Annotated in this window: 2 protein-coding genes (1 of these 2 cut by a window edge); both read right to left on the reverse strand. The window is 63.0% G+C overall.

Going from position 1 to position 25331, the window contains the following annotated elements:
* Positions 1–17739, reverse strand: a complete 17739-nt coding sequence (locus tag KQP88_RS12600) for a non-ribosomal peptide synthetase (RefSeq protein ID WP_216703200.1) — start codon at positions 17737–17739, stop codon at positions 1–3.
* Positions 17736–25331: the 3' portion of a non-ribosomal peptide synthetase gene (locus KQP88_RS12605; protein WP_216703201.1), read on the reverse strand. 1902 nt of this gene lie beyond the right edge of the window; 7596 of the gene's 9498 nt are visible here — the last part of the coding sequence; its start codon lies off the right edge, out of view — the gene reads right to left on this strand; it ends in the stop codon at positions 17736–17738. Before KQP88_RS12605 ends, KQP88_RS12600 begins: the two co-directional genes overlap by 4 nt.

Consider the following 25331-nt stretch of genomic DNA (forward strand, 5'->3'; position numbering starts at 1 on the left):
TCATGACAGCGTTTCCTCGACCCCGACTGTCAGCCTGTCGTACCACCATGCCGCGAGGCTGTAGACGTCTGGCGCCTTGAGGATGCTGAAGTGGTTGCCCGGGCCATCCCAGATCGCCAGTTGCGGCAACAGGTGCTGCCAGCCGACGGCCATGGCGGCCTGCTCGATCAGGTTGGCTTCGGCATCCAGGCGCGTGTCCGTCACCCGCACCAGACTGGCCGGCCCGGTATACCCCTGGCCTGGCAGGTAAACGGTGCGCAAGGCCGTGGCGAAGGTGCGGAAGATCCCGTGCAGAGCCTGTGGCGCCAGGCGTGGCGGCAACAGGCCAACACGCACCATGGCTTCCTGCAGCAACCGCAACTGGGTGGCATCATCGCCGTCGTTGAAGCCTTGCTGATCCAGGTCCAGACGCTTGCCGCTGGAAATCTGCAGCGCCTCGATCAGTTCCTTCAACGCCGCTGTGGTGGTGTAAGGCTTGCTGAGCACGCCTTGGCCGCCCGGCGCTTCGCTGTCGATCAGGGTCAGGGACGCCACTTCCCGGCCACGTGACTGAAGCTTCACAGCCATGGCATGAGCCGCCCAGCCGCCAAAGGAATGGCCGACCAGATGCAGCGGACCTTGCGGGTAGAAATCCTCGATTTCCTGCACGTAACGGTCTGCCGCGGCCTCGACCTGGCTATGGGGAACGCTGCGCCCGTCAAGGCCGCGTGGCTGCAAGCCGTAGATTGGCCAGTCCGGCCCGAATGCTTCCACCAGGCCGATAAAGCTGGTGACGCTGTCACCGGCACCCGGTATGCAGAACAGCGGCGTCTTGCCATTCTTGCCGCTCTGGATCGCCAGCAAGGCCTGATAGGCAGGCGCTGCCGGAGCCTTCGCAGGTTCCGCAGCCAGCACCTGAGCGATGGCCTGACCGAGCACCTGCACATGAGGTGCCTGCATCATGGTCTGGTGATCGCCCGGCACATCAATGCTGTGCAGTTGTCCGGGTTGCAAGGCCTCAGCCCAGCCCAGGGTCGCGCTGGTTCCGGCCGGCGCCATCGGACGCTCCTCGGCGCGGAACTGGTGAACCGCCAGGCTGATGGGCTCCAGTCGGTAATGGGCCAGGGCATGACCATGGGCCACTTCCCGCTCAAGGAAGTGCTGCAGTTGCTGATCGCTGGCCTGAGCCAGTTCCGGATGCAGCAGGTGTTCGTCGCGACACAGCAACAGCAGCGCCTCGAAGCCCGGCATGGCCGGTTGCTCCAGAATCGAAGCCAGACGCGCCAGTGGCGCAACACCCGCTTCGCCCTGAGCCTTCCAGTGCGCGGTGCAATGAGACAGCAGTTGCCGCTCCAGCAGGTTCGGCCCTTGCCAGCGCGCCTTGCCCTGATCGGTCAGTCGCGGCACATAGGTATCGAGCAGGCCGAGGAAGTCGACCTTCTCGTCCATGCCCAGCAGTTGCGTGGCAACCTCATAGGCCAGCACCCCGCCGAACGACCAGCCAGCCAGACGATACGGGCCATGTGGCTGCACATCGCGAATCAGCCCTACCAGACGCGCAGCCAGGCATTCCATGGTGCGCAGTTGCGGTTGCCCCAGACCGATGCCCGGCAATCCGTAGATCGGGAAGTCGCCTTGCAGATGACGGCCCAGCACCGGGAAGTAAGCATCCAGTCCGGTGAAGTCATGGACCAGGAACAACGGAGGCTGTTTGCCGTCCGCCCGCACGGTAATGACCTCTTCGGCTTCTGTAGGCCCGGCCGGACGCTGGTCGAGCAGACCGGCCAGCGCAGCGATGCTGGAATGCTGGAACAGCTCGGCCAGCGTCAGCGGCACACCGGACTTCTGGATCAGACTGACCAGACGGATCGCCGACAGGGAATGACCGCCCAGCTCAAAGAAGCTGTCGTGACGCCCTACTCGCTCGACTTCCAGCACCTCGGCCCACAACTCGGCCAGACGCTCTTCCAGCGGTGTTTCAGGTGCCTGATAGGTGGCGGTCGCCATGGCATCCAGGCTCGGCACCGGCAGGGCACGGCGGTCGACCTTGCCGTTCTGGGTCAGCGGCAGTGCATCGAGGCCGACATAAGCGGCTGGCACCATGTATTCCGGCAAGCGGCCCAACAGATGGGTGCGCAAGGTGCTGCCGTCGAGCTCGGGGTCCAGACGGGTGAAGTACGCCACCAGACGCAACGTCCCCTGCTCCAGACGCTGAGTCGTGACCACCACTTCGCCGATGCCTGGGCACAGCGCCAGTTGCTGCTCGATTTCGCCCAGTTCGATACGCACGCCACGGATCTTCACCTGATCGTCGTTACGGCCCAGGTATTCCAGGGTTCCGTCGGCCAGCCAGCGCACCAGGTCGCCGGTGCGATACATCCGTGCTTGCGGCTGCGCAGTGAACGGATCGTCGAGGAAGCGCTCGGCGGTGAGGTCCGGTCGGTTCAGATAGCCACGGGCAACACCGGCACCGCCGATGTACAACTCGCCCGGCACGCCCAGCGGCACCGGCTGCTGACGCTCGTTCAGTACATAAAGACGGGCATTGCTCACCGGCTTGCCGATATGCAGCACGCCGCCCACTTCCATGGTGCCGGAGCTGGCCACGACTGTGGCTTCGGTCGGGCCGTAGTTGTTCACTACGGCAAAGCCCGGATCACGGTTGAAGTTGCGCAGGCGGTCGCCACCGATCAGCAAGGTGCGCAGGGTCGGATGACGCAGCTCGCGGCTGAAAGCGTACTCGGCCACCGGCGTCGGCAGGAAGGACACTTGCAGCGGCTGAGCCAGCCACCAGTCCAGCAGTGAATCGAGCTGTTCGTTTTCCACCTCGGCTGGCGGAATATGCAGCACGGCACCGGCACACAGGGCTGGCCAGATTTCCCAGGCCGTGGCATCGAAGCCAAAACCCGCCACGCTGGCGGTATGGCTGCCAGCTTTCAAGTCGAAGGCCTGGCAATGCCAGTCCACCAGATTGTTCAGGGTGTGGTGTTCGACCATCACGCCCTTCGGCAGGCCGGTAGAGCCCGAGGTGTAGATCACATAGGCCAGATTGCCCGAGGTCAAGCCCGGAACCAGCGGGTTCTCGGGGTTGGCGGCCCAGTCCGGGCGATCCAGAGCAATCACCGGTACCGGCAGTTCCGGCAGACGCGCCAGCAGGTCGAGCTGAGTCAACACCACCACCGGCTCGCTGTTTTCCAGCAGGTAGCTGATGCGCTCGTCCGGATGCCCCGGGTCCACCGGCACATAACCCGCGCCTGCCTTGAGCACAGCCAGCAGGCCGACCAGGGTTTCCAGCCCGCGACGGGCAACCACCGCCACCCGATCATCCGGGCGCACGCCTTGGCCGATCAGGTGATGGGCCAGGGCATTGGCACGGCGATTCAACTCGCTGTAGCTCAAGTGATGCACGCCCACTTGCGCGGCAACGGCATCGGGTTGCAAGACAGCCTGCTGCTCGATGCGCTGGTGAACGGTCAGTGCCGTTTCATGCGCGGCCAGATGATCGTTGAAGCCTTCAAGCAGTTCGATCCGCTCGGCCACTGGCAGGATGCCCAGCGCCTCGACCGGCGTCTGCGGAGACTGCTCCAGCGCCGCCATCAAACCTTCCACAGCGTTGATCAGATACGCGCAGATACGCCGCGCATCGATACCTGCCGAGGTCAGCGCGCTCAGCTCGAAGTCCTCGCCCAGATCGTCGACGCTCAGGGTCAGCGGATAGTTACTGCGCTCATCGGCCTGCAACAGCTCGATACCCTGCCAGGCCGTGCTGGCTGCTTCGTCAGCAGCTTGCGGGGCAGCGCTATGGCGATAGTTGAACAGTGCGCTGAACAACGGCGCACCCGCTGGCAAGGCGCTGCAACGCTGGGCCAGTGCCAGCGGCGCATGCTCGTGGGCAAACAGCCCGGTCAGGCGGCGATGGGTTTGCAGAACCACGTCGCGCACCGGCTGGTTACCCAGGTCGATACGCAGCGGCAAGGTGTTGATGAACACACCCAGGGTGCGCTCAACCCCTTCACCGCCCTGCAAGCGTCCGAGCAACACGGTGCCGAACACCACTTTTTCACGACCGGACAAGTGGCCCAGCACTTGAGCCCAGGCCAGATGCATCAGGCTTGCGGCACTGACGCCCAACTGGCGGGACTGATCGCGGACCCGACGGGACAAGGCCGCATCCAGACGCTGCCGGGCTTCGCCTGGCACATCCGCGCCCGGCAAAGTTGCCTGACCATACGGCAAGGTCGGTTCGTCCAGATCCCCCAGTTGTTCGCGGAAGAACGCTTCATGGGCTTCATCGCCAGGCCCCAGCAGAGCCTGAGCGATGTAGTTGCGATACGGCACCGGCTCAGGCAATTGCGCCTCAAGGCCCAGCAATACGGCTTGCAACTCGTGGCTCAGCAGCTCCAGCGCCATGTGGTCCATGATCAGGTGATGGAACAGCAGCACGGCGACGATGCGCTGGTTGTCCGGATCATCGGCATGTACCAGACGCAACAGCGGTGCCGCGTCCAGATTCAGCGGCTCGGCGTCGCTCAAGGCGGCCAGCGGCACTTCCACCACCGGCAGTTCGGCATTGCGCCAGACCACCTGCACCGGCGTTTCCAGACCTTCCCAGCTCAGCGAAGTGCGCAACACATCGTTACGGGCGATGACACGCTGCAAGGCCGAGCAGAACGCGTCCAGACGTTCGCGATTGGCAAAGGCAAAGCGCGCCTGCAAGCGGTAAGGATCGTCCTCAACCGACGTCAGGTAATGGTAGAAAATACCGGCCTGCAACGGCCCCAGCGGGTAAATGTCCTGCACGTTCGCAGCACCGCCAGGAATGCTGGCGACGATACGGTCGATGGCAGGCTGATCCAGCGTCACCAGCGGCAACAGATCCGGCGTGATGCGCGAGCAATCCGCAGTGATCAGGTTGGCCGGCACTTGCACGCCATGGCTGCTGCCGATGCCGCTGGCCAGGGCGGCCAGGGTTGGCTGGGCGAACAGCACGCGGATATCGGCTTCCAGGCCGAGACGACGAATGCGCGCCACCAGGGTAACCGCCAGCAACGAATGACCGCCCAGCTCAAAGAAGTTGTCGTGACGCCCTACCCGGTCAACCTGCAGCAACTCGCTCCAGATTTCGGCCAGATCGGTTTCCAGTTGACCTTGCGGCGCCTCGTAGTCGCGACCCGGCAATGCATCGCGATCCGGAGCAGGCAAGGCACGGCGGTCGACCTTGCCATTGGCGGTCAGCGGCCAGGCATCCAGACGCACAAAGGCGCTGGGCACCATATAGCCCGGCAAGACCGTCAACAGCTCGGCACGCAACTCGGTAACAGACGTCGGCGCCGTATTGGCCTGCTGGATGAAATAGGCCACCAGTCTCGGCTGGCCTGGCTCATCTTCACGCGCCAGCACCAGCGCTTCTTCGATACCCGACAACTGACCCAACTGGCTTTCGATCTCGCCCAGTTCGATACGCACGCCACGGATCTTCACCTGATCGTCGTTACGACCCAGGTATTCCAGCGTGCCATCGGCATTCCAGCGCGCCAGGTCGCCGGTGCGGTACATCCGCGCACCCGGCTGATTGCTGAATGGATCGTCGAGGAAGCGCTCGGCGGTCATTTCCGGACGGTTCAGGTAGCCACGGGCCACGCCATCGCCCGTCACATACAGTTCACCGGCTACGCCAAACGGCACCAGTTGCTGATGCTCGTCCAGCAGGTAAACTTGGGTGTTGGCAATCGGCTTGCCGATATCCAGACTGCCATCGGGCAGCAGCTGACCTGAAGTGGCCACAACCGTGGCTTCGGTCGGGCCGTAGTTATTGATCACGGCAAAGCCCGGATCACGGTGGAACTGACGCAAGCGGTCGCCACCGATCAGCAAGGTGCGCAGCGTCGGGTGACGCAAATCGCGGCTGAAAGCGTATTCGGCCACTGGTGTCGACAGGAAGGACACTTGCAGCGGCTGAGCCAGCCACCAGTCCAGCAGCGAATCCAGTTGCTCGTTGCTCACATCCGCAGGCGGCACATGCAAGGTCGCACCGGCGCACAGGGCTGGCCAGACTTCCCAGGCCATGGCGTCGAAACCAAAACCGGCAACGCTGGCAGTATGGCTGCCAGCTTGCAGATCAAAGGCTTCGCAATGCCAGTGCACCAGATTGCTCAAGGTGCGGTGTTCGACCATCACGCCTTTTGGCTGGCCGGTCGAGCCGGAGGTGTAGATCACGTAGGCCAGATTGGCGTCCGTCAGGCCTGGCACCAGAGGATTGCTTTGCTGATCGACCCAGTCCGGGCGATCCAGAGCAATCACCGGCACCGACAAGGGCGGCAGACCGGCCAGCAGTGTGTGCTGAGTCAAGACGGCCACCGGTGCGCTATCGCTTAGCAGATAAGCGATACGCTCATCCGGATGCGCCGGGTCCACCGGCACATAACCCGCGCCCGCCTTGAGCACGGCCAACAGGCCGACCAGTGTTTCCAGCCCGCGACGGGCCACCACGGCCACGCGGTCATCCGGGCGCACGCCCAGGCTGATCAGGTGATGGGCCAAGGCATTGGCCTTGCTGTTCAGTTCGCTGTAGCTCAGGTGCTGATCGCCCACTTGCGAGGCGATGGCATCGGGTTGCTGAACAGCCTGGGCTTCGATCAAACCATGGATGGTCTGACCTTGCGGGACTTCCAGGTCTGTAGCGTTGAGTGCTTCCAGCAGATACTGACGCTCTTGCTCGCCCACCAGCGCGACCTGATCCAGCACGGTCTGCTCGTTGGCCACCAGCGCTTGCAGCAGTTGCTCGAAGTAATGAACGTAACGACCCACAGTGGCTTCGTCGAACAACGCCAGCGCGTAGTCCAGCGTGCCGACCAGTGTTTCGCCCTGCTCGCCCAGGTTCAGCGACAGGTCGAACTTGGACACCTGGCTGGCCTGCTCGACCGGCGAGACGATCAGCCCGTCCATTGCCGGAACCGAACCTTCGCCCGCGAGCCAGTTCAAGGTGGTCTGGAACAGTGGCGCGTGAGCCAGGCTGCGCTCCGGACGCACGATTTCCACCACCTGCTCGAATGGCAGGTCCTGGTGATCCTGAGCTTCCAGAACACGTTTCTTGACCTGTGCCAGCAAGGCTTTGCCGGTCGGTGCGCCCGAGGTGTCGATACGCACGGCCAGGGTGTTGACGAACAAGCCGACCAGCCCCTCCAGCTCGGTGCGACCACGGCCTGCCATCGGGCTGCCGATCACCACATCGTTCTGTCCGGACAGGCGCGCCAGCAGCGTCGCCCAGGCTGTCATCAGCGTCATGTACAACGTTACGCCCTGACGTTGAGCCAGATTCCGCAGGCCGCTGCTCAGGTTTGCATCCAGATGCACCGCAAGGCTACCGCCCGTGAAATCCTGTTGCGCCGGACGTGGACGGTCAGTTGGCAACATCAACAGCGTCGGTGCGCCGCCCAGTGCTTCACGCCAGTAGGTGGACTGCTGTTGCAGACGCTCGCCCGTCAGCCATTGACGCTGCCAGACGGCATAGTCGGCGTACTGGATCGCCAGTGGCGGCAAAGGATCAGCCTCACCCACACGCAAGGCCGGGTACAAGGCCAGCAGTTCACGGGTCAGCACGCCCATGGACCAGCCATCGGCGACGATATGGTGCACGGTCAGCAACAACACGTGATTATCGTCGGCCACCTGCAACAGGCGACCACGGATCACCGGGCCACGGGTCAGGTCGAAAGGTGCCGCAGCTTCTGTGCGAACCCGCTCAGCCAGAGCTTCAGGGGTATGGCGCAGGTCTTCAACCGGCAGCACAACTTCATCGGATACCGGCGCAAACAGCACTTCTGCACCGTCCTCCAGAGCGACAAAGCGGCTGCGCAGGGTTTCGTGACGCTCGATGACACGAGCCAGGGCACGGGACAGCGCAGGCACATCGAGAGCGCCTTGCAGGCTCAGGGCCATAGGGATGTTGTACGCCTCGTTGCCACCTTCCATCTGCGCCAGGAACCACAGGCGCTGCTGGGCGAAGGACAACGGCAGCGACTGGTCACGAGCCGCCGGCAGAATCTGCATTTGCTCGCTACGCCCGATGCCGGACACAGCCGCTGCCACTGCAGCCAGCTCGCCCAGGGCAAAGAGTTCACCCAATGGCAACTCGACACCCAATTGCTGACGAACCTGGGAAACCATGCGCATGGCCAACAGGGAATGCCCGCCGAGATCGAAGAAGTGATCGTGGCGACCCACTTGCTCAACCTGCAGCACGTCGGCCCAGATCTGTGCCAGAGCGATTTCGATCTCGCCTTGCGGCGCTTCGTAGGTCTGGCCGAACAGCGCCGAACGATCCGGCTTGGGCAGCGCACGGCTATCGAGCTTGCCGTTGGCGGTCAACGGCAGGGTTTCCAGCTCGACGAACGCGGCGGGAACCATGTATTCCGGCAGGTTGGCCTGCAAGGCCGCACGCATCTGCTCGGACGTGAGGGCTTCGACGTCCTGATGCTGGGTGAAGTAGGCAACCAGACGCACACGTCCCGGCTCGTCTTCACGGGCCAGTACCACGGCGTCACGGACACTGGGCAGTTCGTGGAGACGGCTGACGATTTCGCCCAGCTCGATACGGAAGCCACGGATCTTGACCTGATCGTCGTTACGGCCCAGGCATTCCAGCTGGCCATCTTCCAGCCAGCGACCCAGGTCGCCGGTACGGTACATCGTGGCACCCGGCTCATCGCTGAACGGGTCGGTGAGGAATTTCTCGGCAGTCAGGTCCGGACGGTTCAGGTAACCCTGCGCCACGCCGTCGCCGCCAATGTACAGCTCGCCGATAACACCCTGCGGCACCAGACGCTGATGAGCATCCAGCACATAGATGCTGGTATTGCCGATCGGACGGCCAATGGAAACCGACTCGGCACCTTCGGCCACTTCCCGCACTTCGTTGGTGGTGGCAAAGGTGGTGGTTTCGGTCGGACCATAGCCGTTTACCAGACGTGGCCCCGGCGCATGTTCCAGCATGGCGCGGAAACTGGCCGGATCGGCACGTTCGCCGCCGGACATCAGGTAGCGCAGGCCCTTGAGTGCCTCGGGGATCAGTTGCACGTACTGGTTGAACAGCGCGGTGGTGAGGAACAGCACGCTGACAGTGCGCAAGGCATCGCTGAGACGCGCCGGGTCGATCAGGGTCTGGTGGTCGATGATCAGCAGTTGCCCGCCGTTGAGCAAGGCACCCCAGACTTCCATGGTGCTGGCATCGAACGCAGGGTTGGAGGCGAAGGCCACACGGTCCTGTTCGTTGAAGTCGGCGAAGCCATTGTTCAGCACCAGACGGGCAATGCCGCGATGCAGCACGCACACGCCTTTCGGTGCGCCGGTGGAACCGGAGGTGTACATGACATACGCGACACTGTTGGAGTTCTGCACCAGAGCCGGATCATGGGCCGGCTGATCGTCCAGAACCAGCTGGTCCAGGTCGATGCGCGGGGTGGCAGAGTCAATCGACGCGGCACGCTGAGCCAGCACGAACACAGCCTTGCAGTCTTCGATCATGTAGACCTGACGCTCGGCGGGTGCATTGATGTCCAGCGGCACATAGGTCGCCGCGCACTTGCCGATGGCCAGTTGGCCGACCAGCATGTCAATGGAACGCGGCAGCAGGATCGCCACGTGATCATTGGGTTTGACGCCCTGGCCGATCAGATAATGAGCCAGGCGGTTGGCGCGCTCGTTCAGTTCGCCGTAACTCAGCGAGCGGCTGCCATGCACGGCTGCCACGGCCTGAGGATGCGCGGCTGCGCGCTGCTCGAACAGGCGATGCACCGGCAACTCGCGAGGGTAATCGCGACGGGTGATATTGAAGCCCACCAGCAAGCGCTGACGCTCTGCCGCTGGCAGCACCGACAACTGCTGCAGGCCGTTTTCAGGCTGCTGCTCCAGCGCCTCGACCAGATTGGCCACGGCTTCCTGCAGATAACCGCAGACTCGCTGGGCATCGATGCCTTGTGCCGCCTGAGCGGTCAGGCTGAAGGTTTCGCCCAGATCGTCGATGCTCAGGGTCAACGGATAATTGCTGCGCTCTTCGGCATTCAGCACGTCGATGCCTTTCCAGGCGGTGCTGGCGGCTTCGTCCCTGGCCTGAGGTGCCGCGCTGTGGCGGTAATTGAGCAGCGTGCTGAACAACGGCGCGCCAGCCGGCAAGGCACTGCAACGCTGGGCAAGGGCCAGTTGGGCATGCTCGTGGGCAAGCAGGCCGGTCAGGCGGCGATGGGTGTCGAGTACCGCGTCACTTACCGGCTGGTCGCCCAGATCGATGCGCAGCGGCAAGGTGTTGATGAACACGCCCAGGGCACGCTCCACACCTTCACCACCTTGCAGACGTCCGAGCAATACCGTGCCGAACACCACGCTGTCGCGGCCGGACAACTGGCCCAGCACCTGAGCCCAGGCCAGGTGCATCAGGCTTGCAGCGCTGACACCCAGTTGCCGGGCCTGCTCGCGGACCTTGCCGCACAAGGCGACATCCAGCGGCAGTCGCGCTTCGCTCAGCTCACCCTCGCCAGCCGCCACAGGCAGGCCGTAAGGCAGGGTCGGCTCATCGATATCGCCCAGTTGCTCGCGGAAGAAGGTTTCATGGGCTTCATCGCCCGGACCTTGCAGGACCTGAGCAACATAGTTGCGATACGGCACCGGTGCCGCCAACTGTGCTTCTTCATTGAGGAGCATGGCCTGCAACTCGTGGCCCAGCACTTCAAGGGCCACATGGTCCATGACCACGTGATGGAAGCGCAGCACAGCGGAAATCCGCTGGGTGGCCGGATCACGGGCATGCACCAGATGCAGCAACGGAGCCTGGGTCAGGTCCATGCGTGGCGCACTGGCCAGGTCTTGCAGCGGGATCTCGTCGACTTTCAGACGAGCCTGACGCCAGACCACTTGCACAGGAGCCTGCAATCCTTCCCAGAGCAAAGCCGTGCGCAGGATGTCGTTGCGCTCGATAACCCGTTGCAATGCATTGCTGAACGCTTCGAGGCGAGATTCATCCGCAAAGGCGAACTGCGGTTGCAGCAAGTACGGATCGTTATCGCCCGCTGCCAGGTGATGGTAAAGAATACCCGCCTGCAAAGGCCCCAGCGGGTAAATGTCCTGCACGTTGGCTGCACCACCGGGAACGCTGGCGACGATACGGTCGATGGCGCTCTGTTCCAGCGCTACCAGTGGCAGCAGATCCGGGGTGATGTGTTGGCAATCAGCACCGATCCGGTTGGCCGGAACCTGCAGTTCGCTGCCGATGCTGCTGTCGGCGGAGTTGGCCAGTGCAGCCAGGGTCGGCTGGACGAACAGCACGCGGATATCGGCGGTCATGCCCAAGCGGCGCATGCGGGCGATCAGGGTCACGGCCAGCAACGAATGCCCGCCCAGCTCGAAGAAGTTGTCCTGACGACCGACGGTTTCCACGTGCAGCAGCTCGGCCCAGAGTGAAGCCAGCTGGGTTTCTGTCTCGCCTTGAGGGGCTTCGTAGTTGCGGCTCAGCACCGCTTGCGCGCCCGGCTCCGGCAAGGCTGCGCGGTCGAGCTTGCCGTTGGGGCTCAGGGGCAAGGTTGGCAGCGCGACATAGGCAGAAGGCACCATATAGTCCGGCAACCCGGCCAGCACATATTCACGCAAGGCTTCGATGCCCGGAGTTTCCTGGCCTTCATGGCAACTGAACCAGGCCACCAGACGCTCGTTATGCAGCAGGACTGCCGCTTCACGAATGGCCGGATGAGTGGCCAGGCGTGCTTCGATCTCGCCCAGCTCGATTCGCAGGCCATGCAACTTGACCTGGAAGTCATTACGACCCAGGAACTCCAGAGTGCCATCGGCACGCTGACGCACCAGGTCGCCGCTGCGGTACAGGCGGTCGCCTGCCACGAACGGGCTGTCGATAAAGCGCTCGGCCTGCATGTGCGGCAGGTTCAGGTAGCCGCGGGCGACACCGGCACCGCCGATGTGCAACTGGCCCACCACGCCTTGGGGCACGGGCTGATCGTAGGCATCCAGTACATACAGGCGGGTATTGCTGATGGGGCGGCCGATAGGCAATGCGCTGTCTGGCACGGAGTCCTGAGGCTCCAGGGTCCAGACGCTGCAATCCACCGTAGTTTCGGTCGGACCATAGACGTTATGCAGACGTGCGCCTGGCAAGCGCTGACGCACCTGACGGGCCAGCGCCTCGGTCAGTTCGCCGCCGCCGCAGACGATATCGGTCAGGGAGTCGCACTGGCTGCTTTCTTCCAGCTCCAGGAACTGTTGCAGCAAAGCCGGTACGAATTGCACCACGCTGACCTGTCGCTCGATGATCAACTGCGCCAGATAAGCCGGGTCGCGATGCCCGTCCGGGCGCGCCAGCACCAGTCGCAGACCCGCGCACAGTGGCCAGAACAGTTCCCATACCGACGCATCGAAACTGACCGGCGTCTTGTGCAGCAAGGCGCCTTCAGGCGTTGGCAGAATCAACTGCGAACTCCATTGCACCAGGTTGCACAGGCCACGATGCTCGACCATCACGCCTTTCGGCGTGCCAGTGGAACCAGAGGTGTAGATCACGTAAGCCAGATGGTCGGCGCTCAGGCCTGGCACCACTGGGTTCTCGGAAGATTGCGCCGCCCAGGTGCTGGCATCCAGATTCACCAGTTGCAGCGTGTTATCGGCAAAACGCTCTTGGGTTTTGGCATCGACCAGCAGGGTCAGGGCTCCGCTGTCCGCCTGCATGTAGGCCAGACGCTCGGTCGGGTAACCCGGATCAAGCGGCACGTAGGCACCACCGGCCTTGAGCACCGCCAACAGACCGACAAGCAGGTTCGGGCCACGTTCCAGGCACACCGCCACTCGGCTGTCAGCCTGTACGCCTTGACCGATCAGGTGATGGGCCAGACGGTTGGCGGCCTCGTTGAGCTGGCGATAGCTCAGTTGAACGCCTTCGCTTTGCAGGGCGATGGCATCCGGCGTATTCGCCACCTGAGCCTCGAACAGCACCTGCACAGGCTGGTCGAGTACAAAGTTCTGCTCGCTGGCATTGAAATCCACCAGCAAACGCTGACGTTCCTGGGGTTTGAGCAGTTCGGCCTGTGCCGGAACGGCATGATCGCTGCCGACCATGCTCCACAGCAAAGGCTCCAGGTAAGACACATAACGCTCGGCGGTAGCGGCATCGAACAATGCCGTTGCGTAATCCAGGGCACCGGCAAAACCTTCTTCGGTTTCGCCCATGCTCAGGGTCAGGTCGAACTTGGCGAAAGTCGGTTGATCGCCCAGCGGTTCCAGACGCAAGTCACCCAGGTGCAGTTCCAGACCCTGACTACCGTCCCAGGCCAGAGAAGTCTGGAACAGCGGGCTGTGGGCCAGGCTGCGTGGTGGACGCAAGCGTTCTACAACCTGCTCGAATGGCAGGTCCTGATGTTCCTGGGCTTCCAGCACACGAGTCTTGATGCGTGACAGCAGTTCGGTGACATCCGGCTCGCCCGAGGTGTCGATACGCACAGCCAGGGTGTTGACGAACAGGCCGATCAGCCCTTCGACTTCGGCACGGCGACGGTTGGCCACCGGCGTACCAACGACCACTTCGTCCTGACCGGACAGACGCGCCAGCAACACGGACCAGGCCCCCATGAACAGCATGAACGGCGTCACGGCATGGCGCTGGCAGAAAGCTTTGATCTCAGTGCTCAGGCGCGCATCGAAGCGCACCGGCAGGCTGACGCCGGTGTAGTCCTGACGTGCCGGACGCGGCCGGTCGGTAGGCAGGGTCAGCAAGACTGGTGCGCCGGAAAGCGCCTGATACCAGTAGTCGCCCTGACTGCTCAGCCTTTCGCTGTCCAGCCAGTTGCGCTGCCATACGGCGTAGTCGGCGTATTGCAGGGCCAATGGCGGCAGCGGATCATCGAGGCCCTGACTGAATGCCTTGTACAGCGCGGTGAGTTCGCGGGTCAGAACACCCAGAGACCAGCCGTCGGCAACAATGTGATGCACGGTGAGCAACAGCACATGACGATCTTCGGCCAGGCACAGCAGACGACCACGAATCGGCAATTGATGGTTCAGGTCGAACGCCTGCTCCGCTTCTTCCTTGACCACGGCCTGCAAGGCCTGCTCGTCCTGATCGCGCAAGTCCTGCCAGGTCAGCTCCGGAACCACGTTTTCGGGTGCGGCCTGTACCGAGGCTTCACCGTCTTCCTGAGTGAAGCGGCTGCGCAGGCTGTCGTGACGCGCAACAATGCGTTCCAGTGCGCGTCTCAATGCTCGGGTGTCCAGTTGGCCAGTCAGTTGCAGGCCCAATGGAATGTTGTAGGCACTGTTGGCGTCTTCCATCTGCGCCAGAAACCAGATGCGCTGCTGGGCGAAAGACAGCGGAACCGCCCCGCTGCGCGGCAGCACTTCTATGGGTGGCAGCTCATTCTTGCCAGCATTGCCCAGGCATTGCGCCACGGCAGCCAGAGCGCTGTCGGCGAACAGGTCGCCCAGGGACAATTCCAGCGACAGGCGATGACGCACCTGGGAAACCATGCGCATTGCCAGCAGGGAGTGGCCGCCCAACTCGAAGAAACGGTCGTGACGCCCTACTCGCTCGACTTGCAGCAACTCGCTCCAGATCTGCGCCAGCGCGATTTCCAGCTCGCCTTCCGGCGCCTGGTATTCGCCAGTGAACAGCGCATCACGATCCGGCACCGGCAAGGCACGACGGTCGACCTTGCCGTTGGCGGTCAGCGGCCAGGCATCCAGACGCACCAGCGCACTGGGCACCATGTAGGCTGGCAACTGCTCCAGCAAGGCAGCGCGCAAATCATTCACCACCAACGGCGTGCTGTCGGCCCGTTCGGTGAAATAACCCACCAGTCGCGGCTGGCCTGGCTCATCTTCACGCGCCAGTACCAGCGCTTCTTCGATACCCGGCAACTGACCCAACTGGCTTTCGATTTCCCCTAGTTCGATACGCACACCACGAATCTTCACCTGATCGTCGTTACGACCCAGGTATTCCAGCGTGCCATCAGCATTCCAGCGTGCCAGGTCGCCGGTGCGGTACATCCGTGCGCCCGGCAGTTTGCTGAATGGATCGTCGAGGAAACGCTCGGCGGTCATTTCCGGGCGGTTCAGGTAGCCACGGGCCACGCCATCGCCCGCCACATACAGCTCACCGGCTACGCCAAACGGCACCAGTTGCTGATGCTCGTCCAGCAGGTAAACCTGGGTGTTGGCAATCGGCTTGCCGATATCCAGGCTGCCATCGGGCAGCAGTTGACCTGAAGTGGCAACAACGGTGGCTTCAGTCGGGCCGTAGTTGTTGATCACGGCGAAGCCCGGATCACGGTGGAACTGACGCAGACGGTCGCCACCGATCAACAGGGTGCGCAGCGTCGGGTGACGCAAATCGCGGCTGAAAGCGTATTCGGCCACTGGTGTCGACAGGAAGGACACTTGCAGCGGCTGAGCCAGCCACCAGTCCAGCAGCGAATCCAGCTGCTCGTTGCTGACATCCGCAGGCGGCACATGCAAGGTCGCACCGGCGCACAAGGCTGGCCAGACTTCCCAGGCCATGGCGTCAAAACCGAAACCGGCGACGCTGGCGGTGTGGCTGCCGGCGTGCAGATCAAAGGCTTCGCAATGCCAGTGCACCAGATTGCTCAGGGTGCGGTGCTCGACCATCACGCCTTTTGGCTGGCCAGTGGAACCTGAGGTGTAGATCACGTAGGCCAGATTGGCGGCGCTCAGGCCTTGTACCAGTGGATTGTCCTGATGATCGGCCCAGTCTGGGCGATCCAGAGCAATCACCGGCACCGACAAGGGCGGCAGACCGGCCAGCAGCGTGTGTTGGGTCAAGACGGCCACCGGTGCGCTATCGCTCAGCAGATAAGCAATGCGCTCATCCGGATGCGCCGGGTCCACCGGCACATAACCCGCGCCCGCCTTGAGCACGGCCAACAGGCCGACCAGTGTTTCCAGCCCGCGACGAGCCACCACGGCCACGCGATCATCCGGACGCACGCCCAGGCTGATCAGGTGATGGGCCAAGGCATTGGCCTTGCTGTTCAGTTCGCTGTAGCTCAGGTGCTGATCGCCCACTTGCGAGGCGATGGCGTCTGGCTGGTCGAGGGCCTGACGCTCGATGCGCTGATGGATGGTCAGCACGGTTTCCTGATCGAGATGGTAGGCATTGAAATTTTCCAGCAGCCGCTTGCGCTCATCGGCAGGCAGGATTTCAACCCGCTCGACGAGCATTTGCGGGGCCTGTTCCAGGGCCTCCAGCAAATGCTCCATGGCTCGTTCAAAATAGGCACAGGTGCGCTGCGGGTCGATGCCGTCTGTGGTTTGTGCGGTGAAGCTGAAGGCTTCGCCCAGATCGTCGACGCTCACCACCAGCGGGTAGTTACTGCGTTCTTCGGCGTGCAGCACTTCGATGCCCTGCCAGGTTTCACCTGTGGTCTGGGCAGAGCTGTGGCGGTAGTTGAGCAAGGCGTTGAACAGTGGCGTCGGCGCGGCCACACCGCTGCAACGCTGGGCCAGAGCCAGCGGCGCATGTTCGTGGCGCATCAGAGTGGTCAGGCGCTGATGGGTGGCCTTGACTGCGGTGCGCACGTCCTGCGCATCCAGATTGATGCGGATCGGCAAGGTATTAATGAAGATACCCAAGGCACGTTCGGTCGCCTCGGCTCCCAGCAGACGGCCCATCAGTACAGTGCCGAATACCACTCGCTGGCGGCCGGTCAGGCCTGACAGCACCCGCGCCCAGCCCAGGTGGAACAGGCTGGCGACGCTGATGCCGAGAGTCCGCGCCTGATTGCGCAGGCGGCGGCAGAGCTCCAGGTCCAGAGACAGGGTGTATTCGGTAATGTCGCCACCGTCACCGCTGAGGTCCTGCAGGTCGTAGGCCAGGGTCGGCTCATCGAGGTCGCCCAGCATCTCGCGGAAGAACGTTTCATGTTCTTTCTCGCTGACACCCAACAGGGCCTGACCCACGTAGTTGCGAAACGGAACCGGCGTACCCAGCAGACCGGCCTGGCCACTGAGGCAGGCCTGGATTTCATGGCGCACCACTTCCAGGGCGCTGTGGTCCATGGCGATATGGTGGAACTGCAAGGCGGCCTTCACGCCCTGAGCGTGGTCGGCTTCGTCGTAGACCAGACGAATCAACGGCGCCTGGCCAAGATCCATGATGGCCTGGGCTTGCGCCGACAAGGCACCGACCTTGAGTTGGGCACTGCGCCAGACAACCTGGACCGGGGTTTCCAGCCCGTCCCAATGGACCGACGTACGAAGGATGTCGTGCCGTTCGATCACTGTTTGCAGCGCCAGAGCGAATGCGTCCAGACGAGCGCGGTCGGCAAAGGCGAATTCCACGTGCATCACATAGGGGTCGCCGTGGCTGGCCGTGACGTGGTGGTAAAGAATGCCCTGCTGCAAGGGTGCCAGCGGGTAGATGTCCTGCACATTGGCCGCGCCGCCGGGGACATGCGCGACCAGACTGTCGATAGCGTCCTGATCCAGTGACACCAGGGTCAGCATTTCAGGTGTGATGCGTGTGCAACCGGCTGGAATGCCGTTTTCCGGCAAGGCTGGAGCACCGCGTTTTGTTGCCAGATACTCGCCCTGTTCGATCAGTTCGATCAATGCCGGCTTGTGCTCGCGCAGGTGCTCCACCAGGCCCTTGTCGGTCAGCGCACGGCGATTGCCCTGCACTACCAGTTGTCCATCCTTGACCGACAGATTGATGTCATTGGCCTTCAGTGTCGCCAGGAGTTCGTTGATGCTCACAGGATAATCTCCATGCTCTCTGTGATGGCTGCATAGCCGGCCAGCGTAGGTTGTTCGAACAGCGCCCGGACATCGGCTTCAATGCCTTCCTGCCGCAGACGCGCGGTCAGACTGACCGCCAGAAGCGAGTGACCGCCCAGTTCAAAGAAGTTGTCATGTCGCCCCACCCGCTCGACGCCGAGCAGTTCGGCCCAGAGTTCGGCCAGCAGGACTTCGGTCTCGCCCTCCGGCTCTTCGTAGGGACGGGTCAATACCGCGTCTGCACCCGGCGCAGGCAAAGCCTTCTGGTCCACCTTGCCGTTGGGGGTCAGCGGGAACTCATCAAGGTGTACATACAGCGCTGGCACCATGTAATCCGGCAGTTGAGCCCTCAGCACTTCACGCAGGGTTTCCACTGGCAACAACGTGCCGGTGTAGTAAGCCACCAGTCGCTGACCGCCCGGTTGCTCGTCGCGAGCCAGCACCACGACCTGTTGAATGCCCGGATGACGGGTCAGGCACGCCTGGATTTCACCCAGCTCGATGCGCAGGCCATAGAGTTTGACCTGATCGTCGTTACGTCCCAGGAAGTCGAGGTTGCCGTCCGCACGCTGGGACACCAAGTCACCGGTGCGGTACAGGCGGTCACCGGCCACGAACGGGCTGTCGATGAAGCGCTCGGCCTGGAATTGCGGCAGGTTCAGGTAACCACGGGTCACACCCGAGCCACCGATGTGCAACTGACCGATCACGCCCTGTGGAACCAGTTGGTCGTACTCGTCCAGTACATACATGCGGGTGTTGCTGATCGGCCGCCCGATAGGCAAGGCGCTGCCGGGCACGGCTTGGTGTGGCTCCAGGGTCCAGGCGCTGGAATCCACCGTGGTTTCGGTCGGACCATAGACGTTGTGCAGACGCGCCCACGGCAGGCGTTGACGTACCTGCTCGGCCAGAGCGATGGTCAACTCACCACCGCCGCAGACGATATCCGTCAGCGAGGTGCACTGGCTGATTTCTTCCAGCTCCAGGAACTGCTGGAGCAAGGCCGGTACGAACTGCACCACGCTGGCCTGCTGATCGCGGATCACCCGCATCAGGTAGGCCGGATCGCGATGGCCGTCAGGACGCGCCAGGACCAGCGGCACACCGGCACACAGCGGCCAGAACAGTTCCCATACCGAGGCATCGAAACTGATGGGCGTCTTGTGCAGCAGCGCCGTCTCGGGTTTCAGCGCAATGACTTGCGAAGTCCAGTGCACCAGGTTGCCCACGCTGCGGTGCTCGACCATCACGCCTTTCGGCGTACCGGTTGAGCCGGAGGTGTAGATCACATACGCCAGGTGATCCGCGCTCATGCCGACAATCTGAGGATTGTCGATGCTCTGGGTGCTCCAGGTATTGTCGTCGAGATCCACACGCAAGGTGCGCTCTTCGTCCAGCAGTTTGCTGGTCGCCGCCTGGACCAGCACCACGGCAGGCGCGCTGTCTTCGAGCATGTAGTGAATGCGTTCCCGAGGGTAGCTCGGGTCCAGCGGCACATAGGCGGCACCGGCCTTGAGGATGGCCAGCAGGCCGACCACCATGGACACGCCACGTTCGACACAAATCGCCACACGATCATCGGTTTTGACACCCAGGCCGATCAGGTGATGAGCCAGGCGGTTAGCCTGTTCGTTGAGGGCCTGATAGCTGAGCTGCATGCCTTCGCCACGTAGCGCTATGGCCTGTGGCTTGTGGGCAACATTGCCCTCGAACAGACCGTGCAGGGTGTGATCCAGGTCGTAGTCGACCTCGGTCCGGTTGAAGTCCACCACCAGTCGCTGACGTTCCCCGGCATCCAGCACCGACAGGTGTTGCAGCGGCAGATCAGGTTGAGACTCAAGGGCCTCGACCACACCGGTCAATGCCTGCTGCACATAACCGCAGATGCGGCGAGCGCCCACCTCAGGCGTGACCGTGACCGACAGACGCAGGCTGTCGCCCAGGTCGTCGACGTTGAGGCTCAACGGGTAGTTGGTGTTTTTCTCGCTGGCCAGGATTTCCAGGCCGCGCCACGCTTCGCGCTGGGCATCCTGTTTAGCCTGACCGGCGCTGTGGCGGTAGTTGAGAATGGCGCTGAACAGCGGTAATGGTGCAGCCACCCCGCTCCAGCGTTGGGCCTGAGCCAGAGAAGCATGCTCATGACCCAGCAACGCAGCAAGACGGGCGTGGGTGTCACGCGCACCTTCACGCACACCGATATCCGCCAGATCAATGCGCAGCGGCAGAGTATTGATGAACATCCCCATGCCACGGTCGGCACCGGCGCCGCCTTGCAGGCGACCGAGCAATACCGTGCCGAATACCACACGATCCTTGCCGGTTGCGCTGGCCAGCACCCGGCCCCAGGCCAGGTGGAACAGGCTGGCAACGCTGACACCCATCTGCCGGGCCTGACTGCGCAGGTGCAGGGTCAGGTCATCGGGCAGTGTCAGTTGAGCTTCTTCGATGGAGCTGCCATCGCCCTGAACATCGTGCAGACCGAACGGCAGGGTCGGCTCGTCGATATCGCCCAATTGCCCACGGAAATACGCTTCGTGTTCCGCTTCGCTGACACCCAGGCGCGCCTGGGCCACGTAGTTGCGGTACGGCACCGAAAGCTGCTCCGGCTCCGGCTCGCCGCGCAGGTGAGCGAGTATTTCCTCGCGCATCACTTGCAGGGCCGTGGCATCGACCACGATGTGATGGAACAGCAATGTAGCCTGCAGACGCGAGCTGGCCGGATCATGGCTGTAGACCAGACGGATCAGCGGTGCCTGGCTCAGGTCGATCCGCGCCGAACTGTCCTGGGTTTCGATCTGCGCCAGAGGCACTTCCTCCACCGGCAGCTCGGCATGACGCCAGACCACCTGCTGTGGAACCTCCAGCCCTTCCCAGACAATCGCGGTACGCAGGCTGTCGTGACGGGCAATGACCTTGCGCAGGCCATCGGCAACCGTGTGCATACGCTCCAGGCTGTCAAAGCTGATGCGCAATTGCAGCAGGTACGGATCGCCCTGATCGGCGGTCAGGTAATGATAGAGAATGCCTTCCTGCAACGGCGCCAGCGGGTAGATTTCCTGCACATTGGCTGCGCCGCCAGGAACCGTTTCGACGATACGGTCGATGGTCGGCTGGTCGAGACGCGACAGGCTCAGCATATCCGGCGTGATGCGTGCAGCACCTGCCGGTACGAGGTTGGCCGGTACCGTGATTTCGCGACCATTCCCAACCGAGGAAGCCAGTGCAGCCACGGTCGGCTGGCCCAGCAGGACACGCACATCGGCACTCAGGCCGGCGTTGCGCATGCGCTCCACCAGACTGACCGCCAGCAACGAATGGCCACCCAGCTCGAAGAAATTATCGTGACGCCCTACCCGGTCAAGTCCCAGCACCTGAGCCCAAAGCTCGGCAATGGCGACTTCCACTTCGCCTTGCGGCGCTTCGTAGACCTGAGCGGCCAGATCGGACTGGTCCGGGTCCGGCAGAGCACGGCGGTCGAGTTTGCCGTGGCTGGTCAGCGGCAAGGCTTCCAGGCGGATGAAAGCCATCGGCACCATGTAACCCGGCAGGCTGGCCTGCAAGGCCTGACGCAATACGTCGGTTTCGACCGGGACGGTTTCAGTGAACCAGGCCAGCAGGCGTTCGCCACGCACCAGCACCACGGCATCGTTCACGCCGGGCTGGCTGGCAAGGGCCGCTTCGATTTCGCCCAGTTCGATACGCATGCCGCGAATCTTCACCTGATCGTCGTTGCGGCCCAGATAATCCAGGGTGCCGTCGGCATTCCAGCGCACCAGGTCGCCGCTGCGGTACATGCGGGCATGGGCCGCGTCGCTGAACGGGTCGGCAATGAAACGTTCTTCAGTCAGATCCGGTCGGTTCAGGTAGCCGCGGGCCACGCCCGAACCACCGATATACAGCTCGCCGCTCACGCCTACCGGCACAGGCTGGAGCTGTTCATCCAGGACATAAATGCTGGTATTGGAGATCGGGCCGCCGATGTGCAGCGATTCGCCTACCCGCACCTGACCCGAAGTGGCGACCACTGTGGTTTCGGTCGGGCCATAGTTGTTGATCACGGCGAACCCCGGATCGCGGTCGAACTGACGCAGGCGGTCGCCACCGATCAGCAGGGTGCGCAGGGTCTGGTGCTGCTGAGGACGACGGAAAGCCTGCTCGGCCACCGGAGTCGGCAGGAAGCCGACCTGAAGTGGCTGCTCCAGCCACCAGTCGAGCAGTTCATCAACGTGCTCGTTGCCCACATGAGCCGGTGGCAGGTGCAGTACAGCACCGACACACAGCGCAGGCCAGATTTCCCAGACCATGGCGTCGAAACCGAAACCCGCAACGCTGGCTGTGTGGCTGCCGGCGCTCAAGTTGAAAGCCTGGCAGTGCCAGTGAACCAGGTTATTCAGGGTGCGGTGCTCGACCATCACGCCTTTGGGTTGGCCGGTGGAGCCGGAGGTATAGATGACGTAAGCCAGGTTTTCATGGCTCAGACCCGACACTTGCGGGTTGCTGCGGAATTCCTGATCCCATGCGCCATGGCCCAGATCCACCTGGACGACATCACCCACCAGATCCCGGGTCGAAGCATCCACCAGTACCGCTCGCGGCGCGCTGTCCTGCAGCAGGTAGGTGATGCGATCGGCAGGGTATGCCGGATCCACCGGCACATAGGCGGCACCGGCCTTGAGAATGGCCAGCAGACCGACCAGGCGGTCGGGGCTGCGGCGCAGGCACAGAGCGACCCGCTCGTCCGGCTTCACGCCCAGACCGATCAGGTGATGGGCCAGGCTGTTGGCGCGACGGTTGAGTTCGGCGTAGCTCAGGACTTCATCGCCCTGCACCACGGCAGGCGCGTCCGGCCTGTTGAAAGCCTGGGCTTCGACCAGAGCATGGATGGTCTGGCCTTGAGGGAAATTCCGGGCGCTGGCGTTGAAGTCCACCAGCACCTGGCGGCGCTCTTCGGCCTGCAGGATCGACACCCCATTGAGCGGTGCCAGCGATCCCTGCTCCAGGGACTCCACCAGTTGCGTCACGGTGTTATGCATCCAGCCGACCACACGCTCGGCACCGATACCCTCCAGCGCCAGCACGTGCAGGTCGAAACTGTCGCCCATGTCGTCGACGCTCAAGGTCAGCGGGTAGTTGCTGCGCACATCACCACCCAGCACACGCACACCCTGCCATGCACCTTCACCGTCAAGCGGCTTCACATTGGCGCTGTGGCGATAGTTGAGCAAGGCGCTGAACAGCGGAGAACCCGCTGCAACGCCACTGCAACGCTGGGCAAGCACCAGCGAGGCATGTTCATGGGCGAGCAAGGTAGACAGACGCGAATGCACGTTCTTCACGGCTTCGCCCGCGCCAGTCGCGGTATCGACCCGCAGCGGCAAGGTATTAATGAAGACACCCAGTGCCCGTCCGGCACCCTCGCCGCTCTGCATGCGACCCAGCAACACAGTGCCGAATACCACATCGCGACGATTGGCCAGCACGCTCAACACTCGTGCCCAGGCCAGGTGCATCAGGCTGGCGGCGCTGACACCCTGCTGGCGAGCCTGCTCACGCAGGCGCCGGGAAAGCGTGTTGTCGAGTACCAGACGGGATTCTTCGATACCGCTGCCGTCGGTGCGCACGTCCTGCAGACCGAACGGCAGGGTCGGCTCGTCGACGTCACCGAGCATCTCGCTGAAAAAGGTTTCGTGGCGTGCGTCATCACTGCCGATGCGTACTTGTGCCACATAGTTGCGGTAAGGCACGGGTGGCGCCAGATCCGCCAACTGACCGGCCAGCAAGGCCTGCATCTCGTTGCTGACCACTTCCATGGCGGCGTTGTCCAGCACCAGGTGGTGGAACAACAAGATCGCCACGACCTGATTGTTGGCCGGGTCCTGGGCATGGACCAGACGCATCAGCGGTGCCTGGGACAGTTCCAGACGATGATGGCGGGCGTCGAACTGTTGCTGCAAACGTTCGATGACGCTGGCCCCTGCATCCGGGGTATCGAAGCTGACCGGTTGCACCGTCAGTTCGGCTTTGCGCCAGACCACTTGTTGCGGGCTTTCCAGTCCTTCCCAGACCACGGAAGTGCGCAGGATATCGTGACGATCAATGACTTGCTGCAACGCACCGGCCCAGGCTTGCAGACGAGCCAGGCTGTCGAAAGCCAGGCGCCATTGCAGCAGGTACGGGTCGCCCTGTTCGGCAGTGATGTGGTGGTAAAGAATGCCTTCCTGCAACGGCGCCAGCGGGTAGATTTCCTGAACGTTGGCCGCACCGCCGGGCACGGTGGCGACAATCCGGTCGATGGCCGTCTGATCGAGATCGGTCAGGCTCAACATCTGCGGCGTGATCTGTGTGCAGCCTGCCGGTACGCGGTTGTCCGGCACCGCAATCGTTTGCGACTCGTTGCCTTTGAAAGCAGCCAGGGCTGCTACGGTCGGCTGGGCCAGCAATGTATGAACATCGGCCTTGAGCCCGGCCTTGCGCAGGCGATCCACCAGGTTGATGGCCAGCAGCGAATGACCGCCCAGTTCGAAGAAGTTGTCATGACGTCCGACTCGCTCAACATCCAGCACCTGAGCCCAGATGTCGGCCATGGCGACTTCCACAGCGCCTTGCGGTGCTTCATAAGCCTGACCGAGCAAGGATGCAGGATCCGGGTCCGGCAAGGCGCGGCGGTCGAGTTTGCCGTTGTTGGTCAGCGGCAAGGCTTCCAGATAAGTGAAGGCGCGCGGCACCATGTAACCCGGCAGGCGGGCACGCAGGGCCTGACGCAAGGCTTCGGGGTCTACAACAGCGTTTTCGGTGAACCAGGCCAGCAGTTGCTGATCGCGCACCAGGACCACGGCATCTTTCACGCCGGGCTGGCTGGCCAGGACCGCTTCGATCTCGCCCAGCTCGATGCGCATGCCACGAATCTTCACCTGATCGTCGTTGCGGCCCTGATAGTCCAGAGTGCCGTCGCTGTTCCAGCGCACCAGGTCACCACTGCGGTACATGCGAGCATCGGGAACGTTACTGAACGGATCGGCGACAAAGCGCTCTTCGGTCAGGTCCGGACGGTTCAGGTAGCCACGGGCAACACCCGCGCCGCCGATATACAGCTCACCGGTCACACCCACCGGCACCGGTTTCAGGCGCGCATCCAGCACGTAAGTACGGGTATTGGCAATCGGCCCGCCGATGTGCAAGGCGCCGCCCACCAGCACTTGCCCGGAAGTGGCAACCACTGTGGTTTCGGTCGGGCCATAGTTGTTGATCACGGCAAAGCCAGGATCACGATTGAGCTGACGCAGGCGATCACCGCCGATCAGCAGGGTACGCAAGGTCGGATGACCCTCTTCCTGACTGAAAGCGTACTCGGCCACCGGTGTCGGCAGGAAGCTGACGTCCAGTGGCTGGGCGCGCCACCATTGCAGCAAGGCGTCGATGTCTTCGCCACTCTCCTGAGTGGGTGCGACATGCAGGGTCGCGCCGGAGCACAGGGTCGGCCAGACTTCCCAGGCCATGGCATCGAAGCCGAAACCGGCCAGGCTGGAAGCGTGTCCACCCGCACCCAGCGAGAAAGCCTCGCAGTGCCAGTC

This window comes from Pseudomonas lijiangensis (assembly GCF_018968705.1).
Classification (GTDB): domain Bacteria; phylum Pseudomonadota; class Gammaproteobacteria; order Pseudomonadales; family Pseudomonadaceae; genus Aquipseudomonas; species Aquipseudomonas lijiangensis.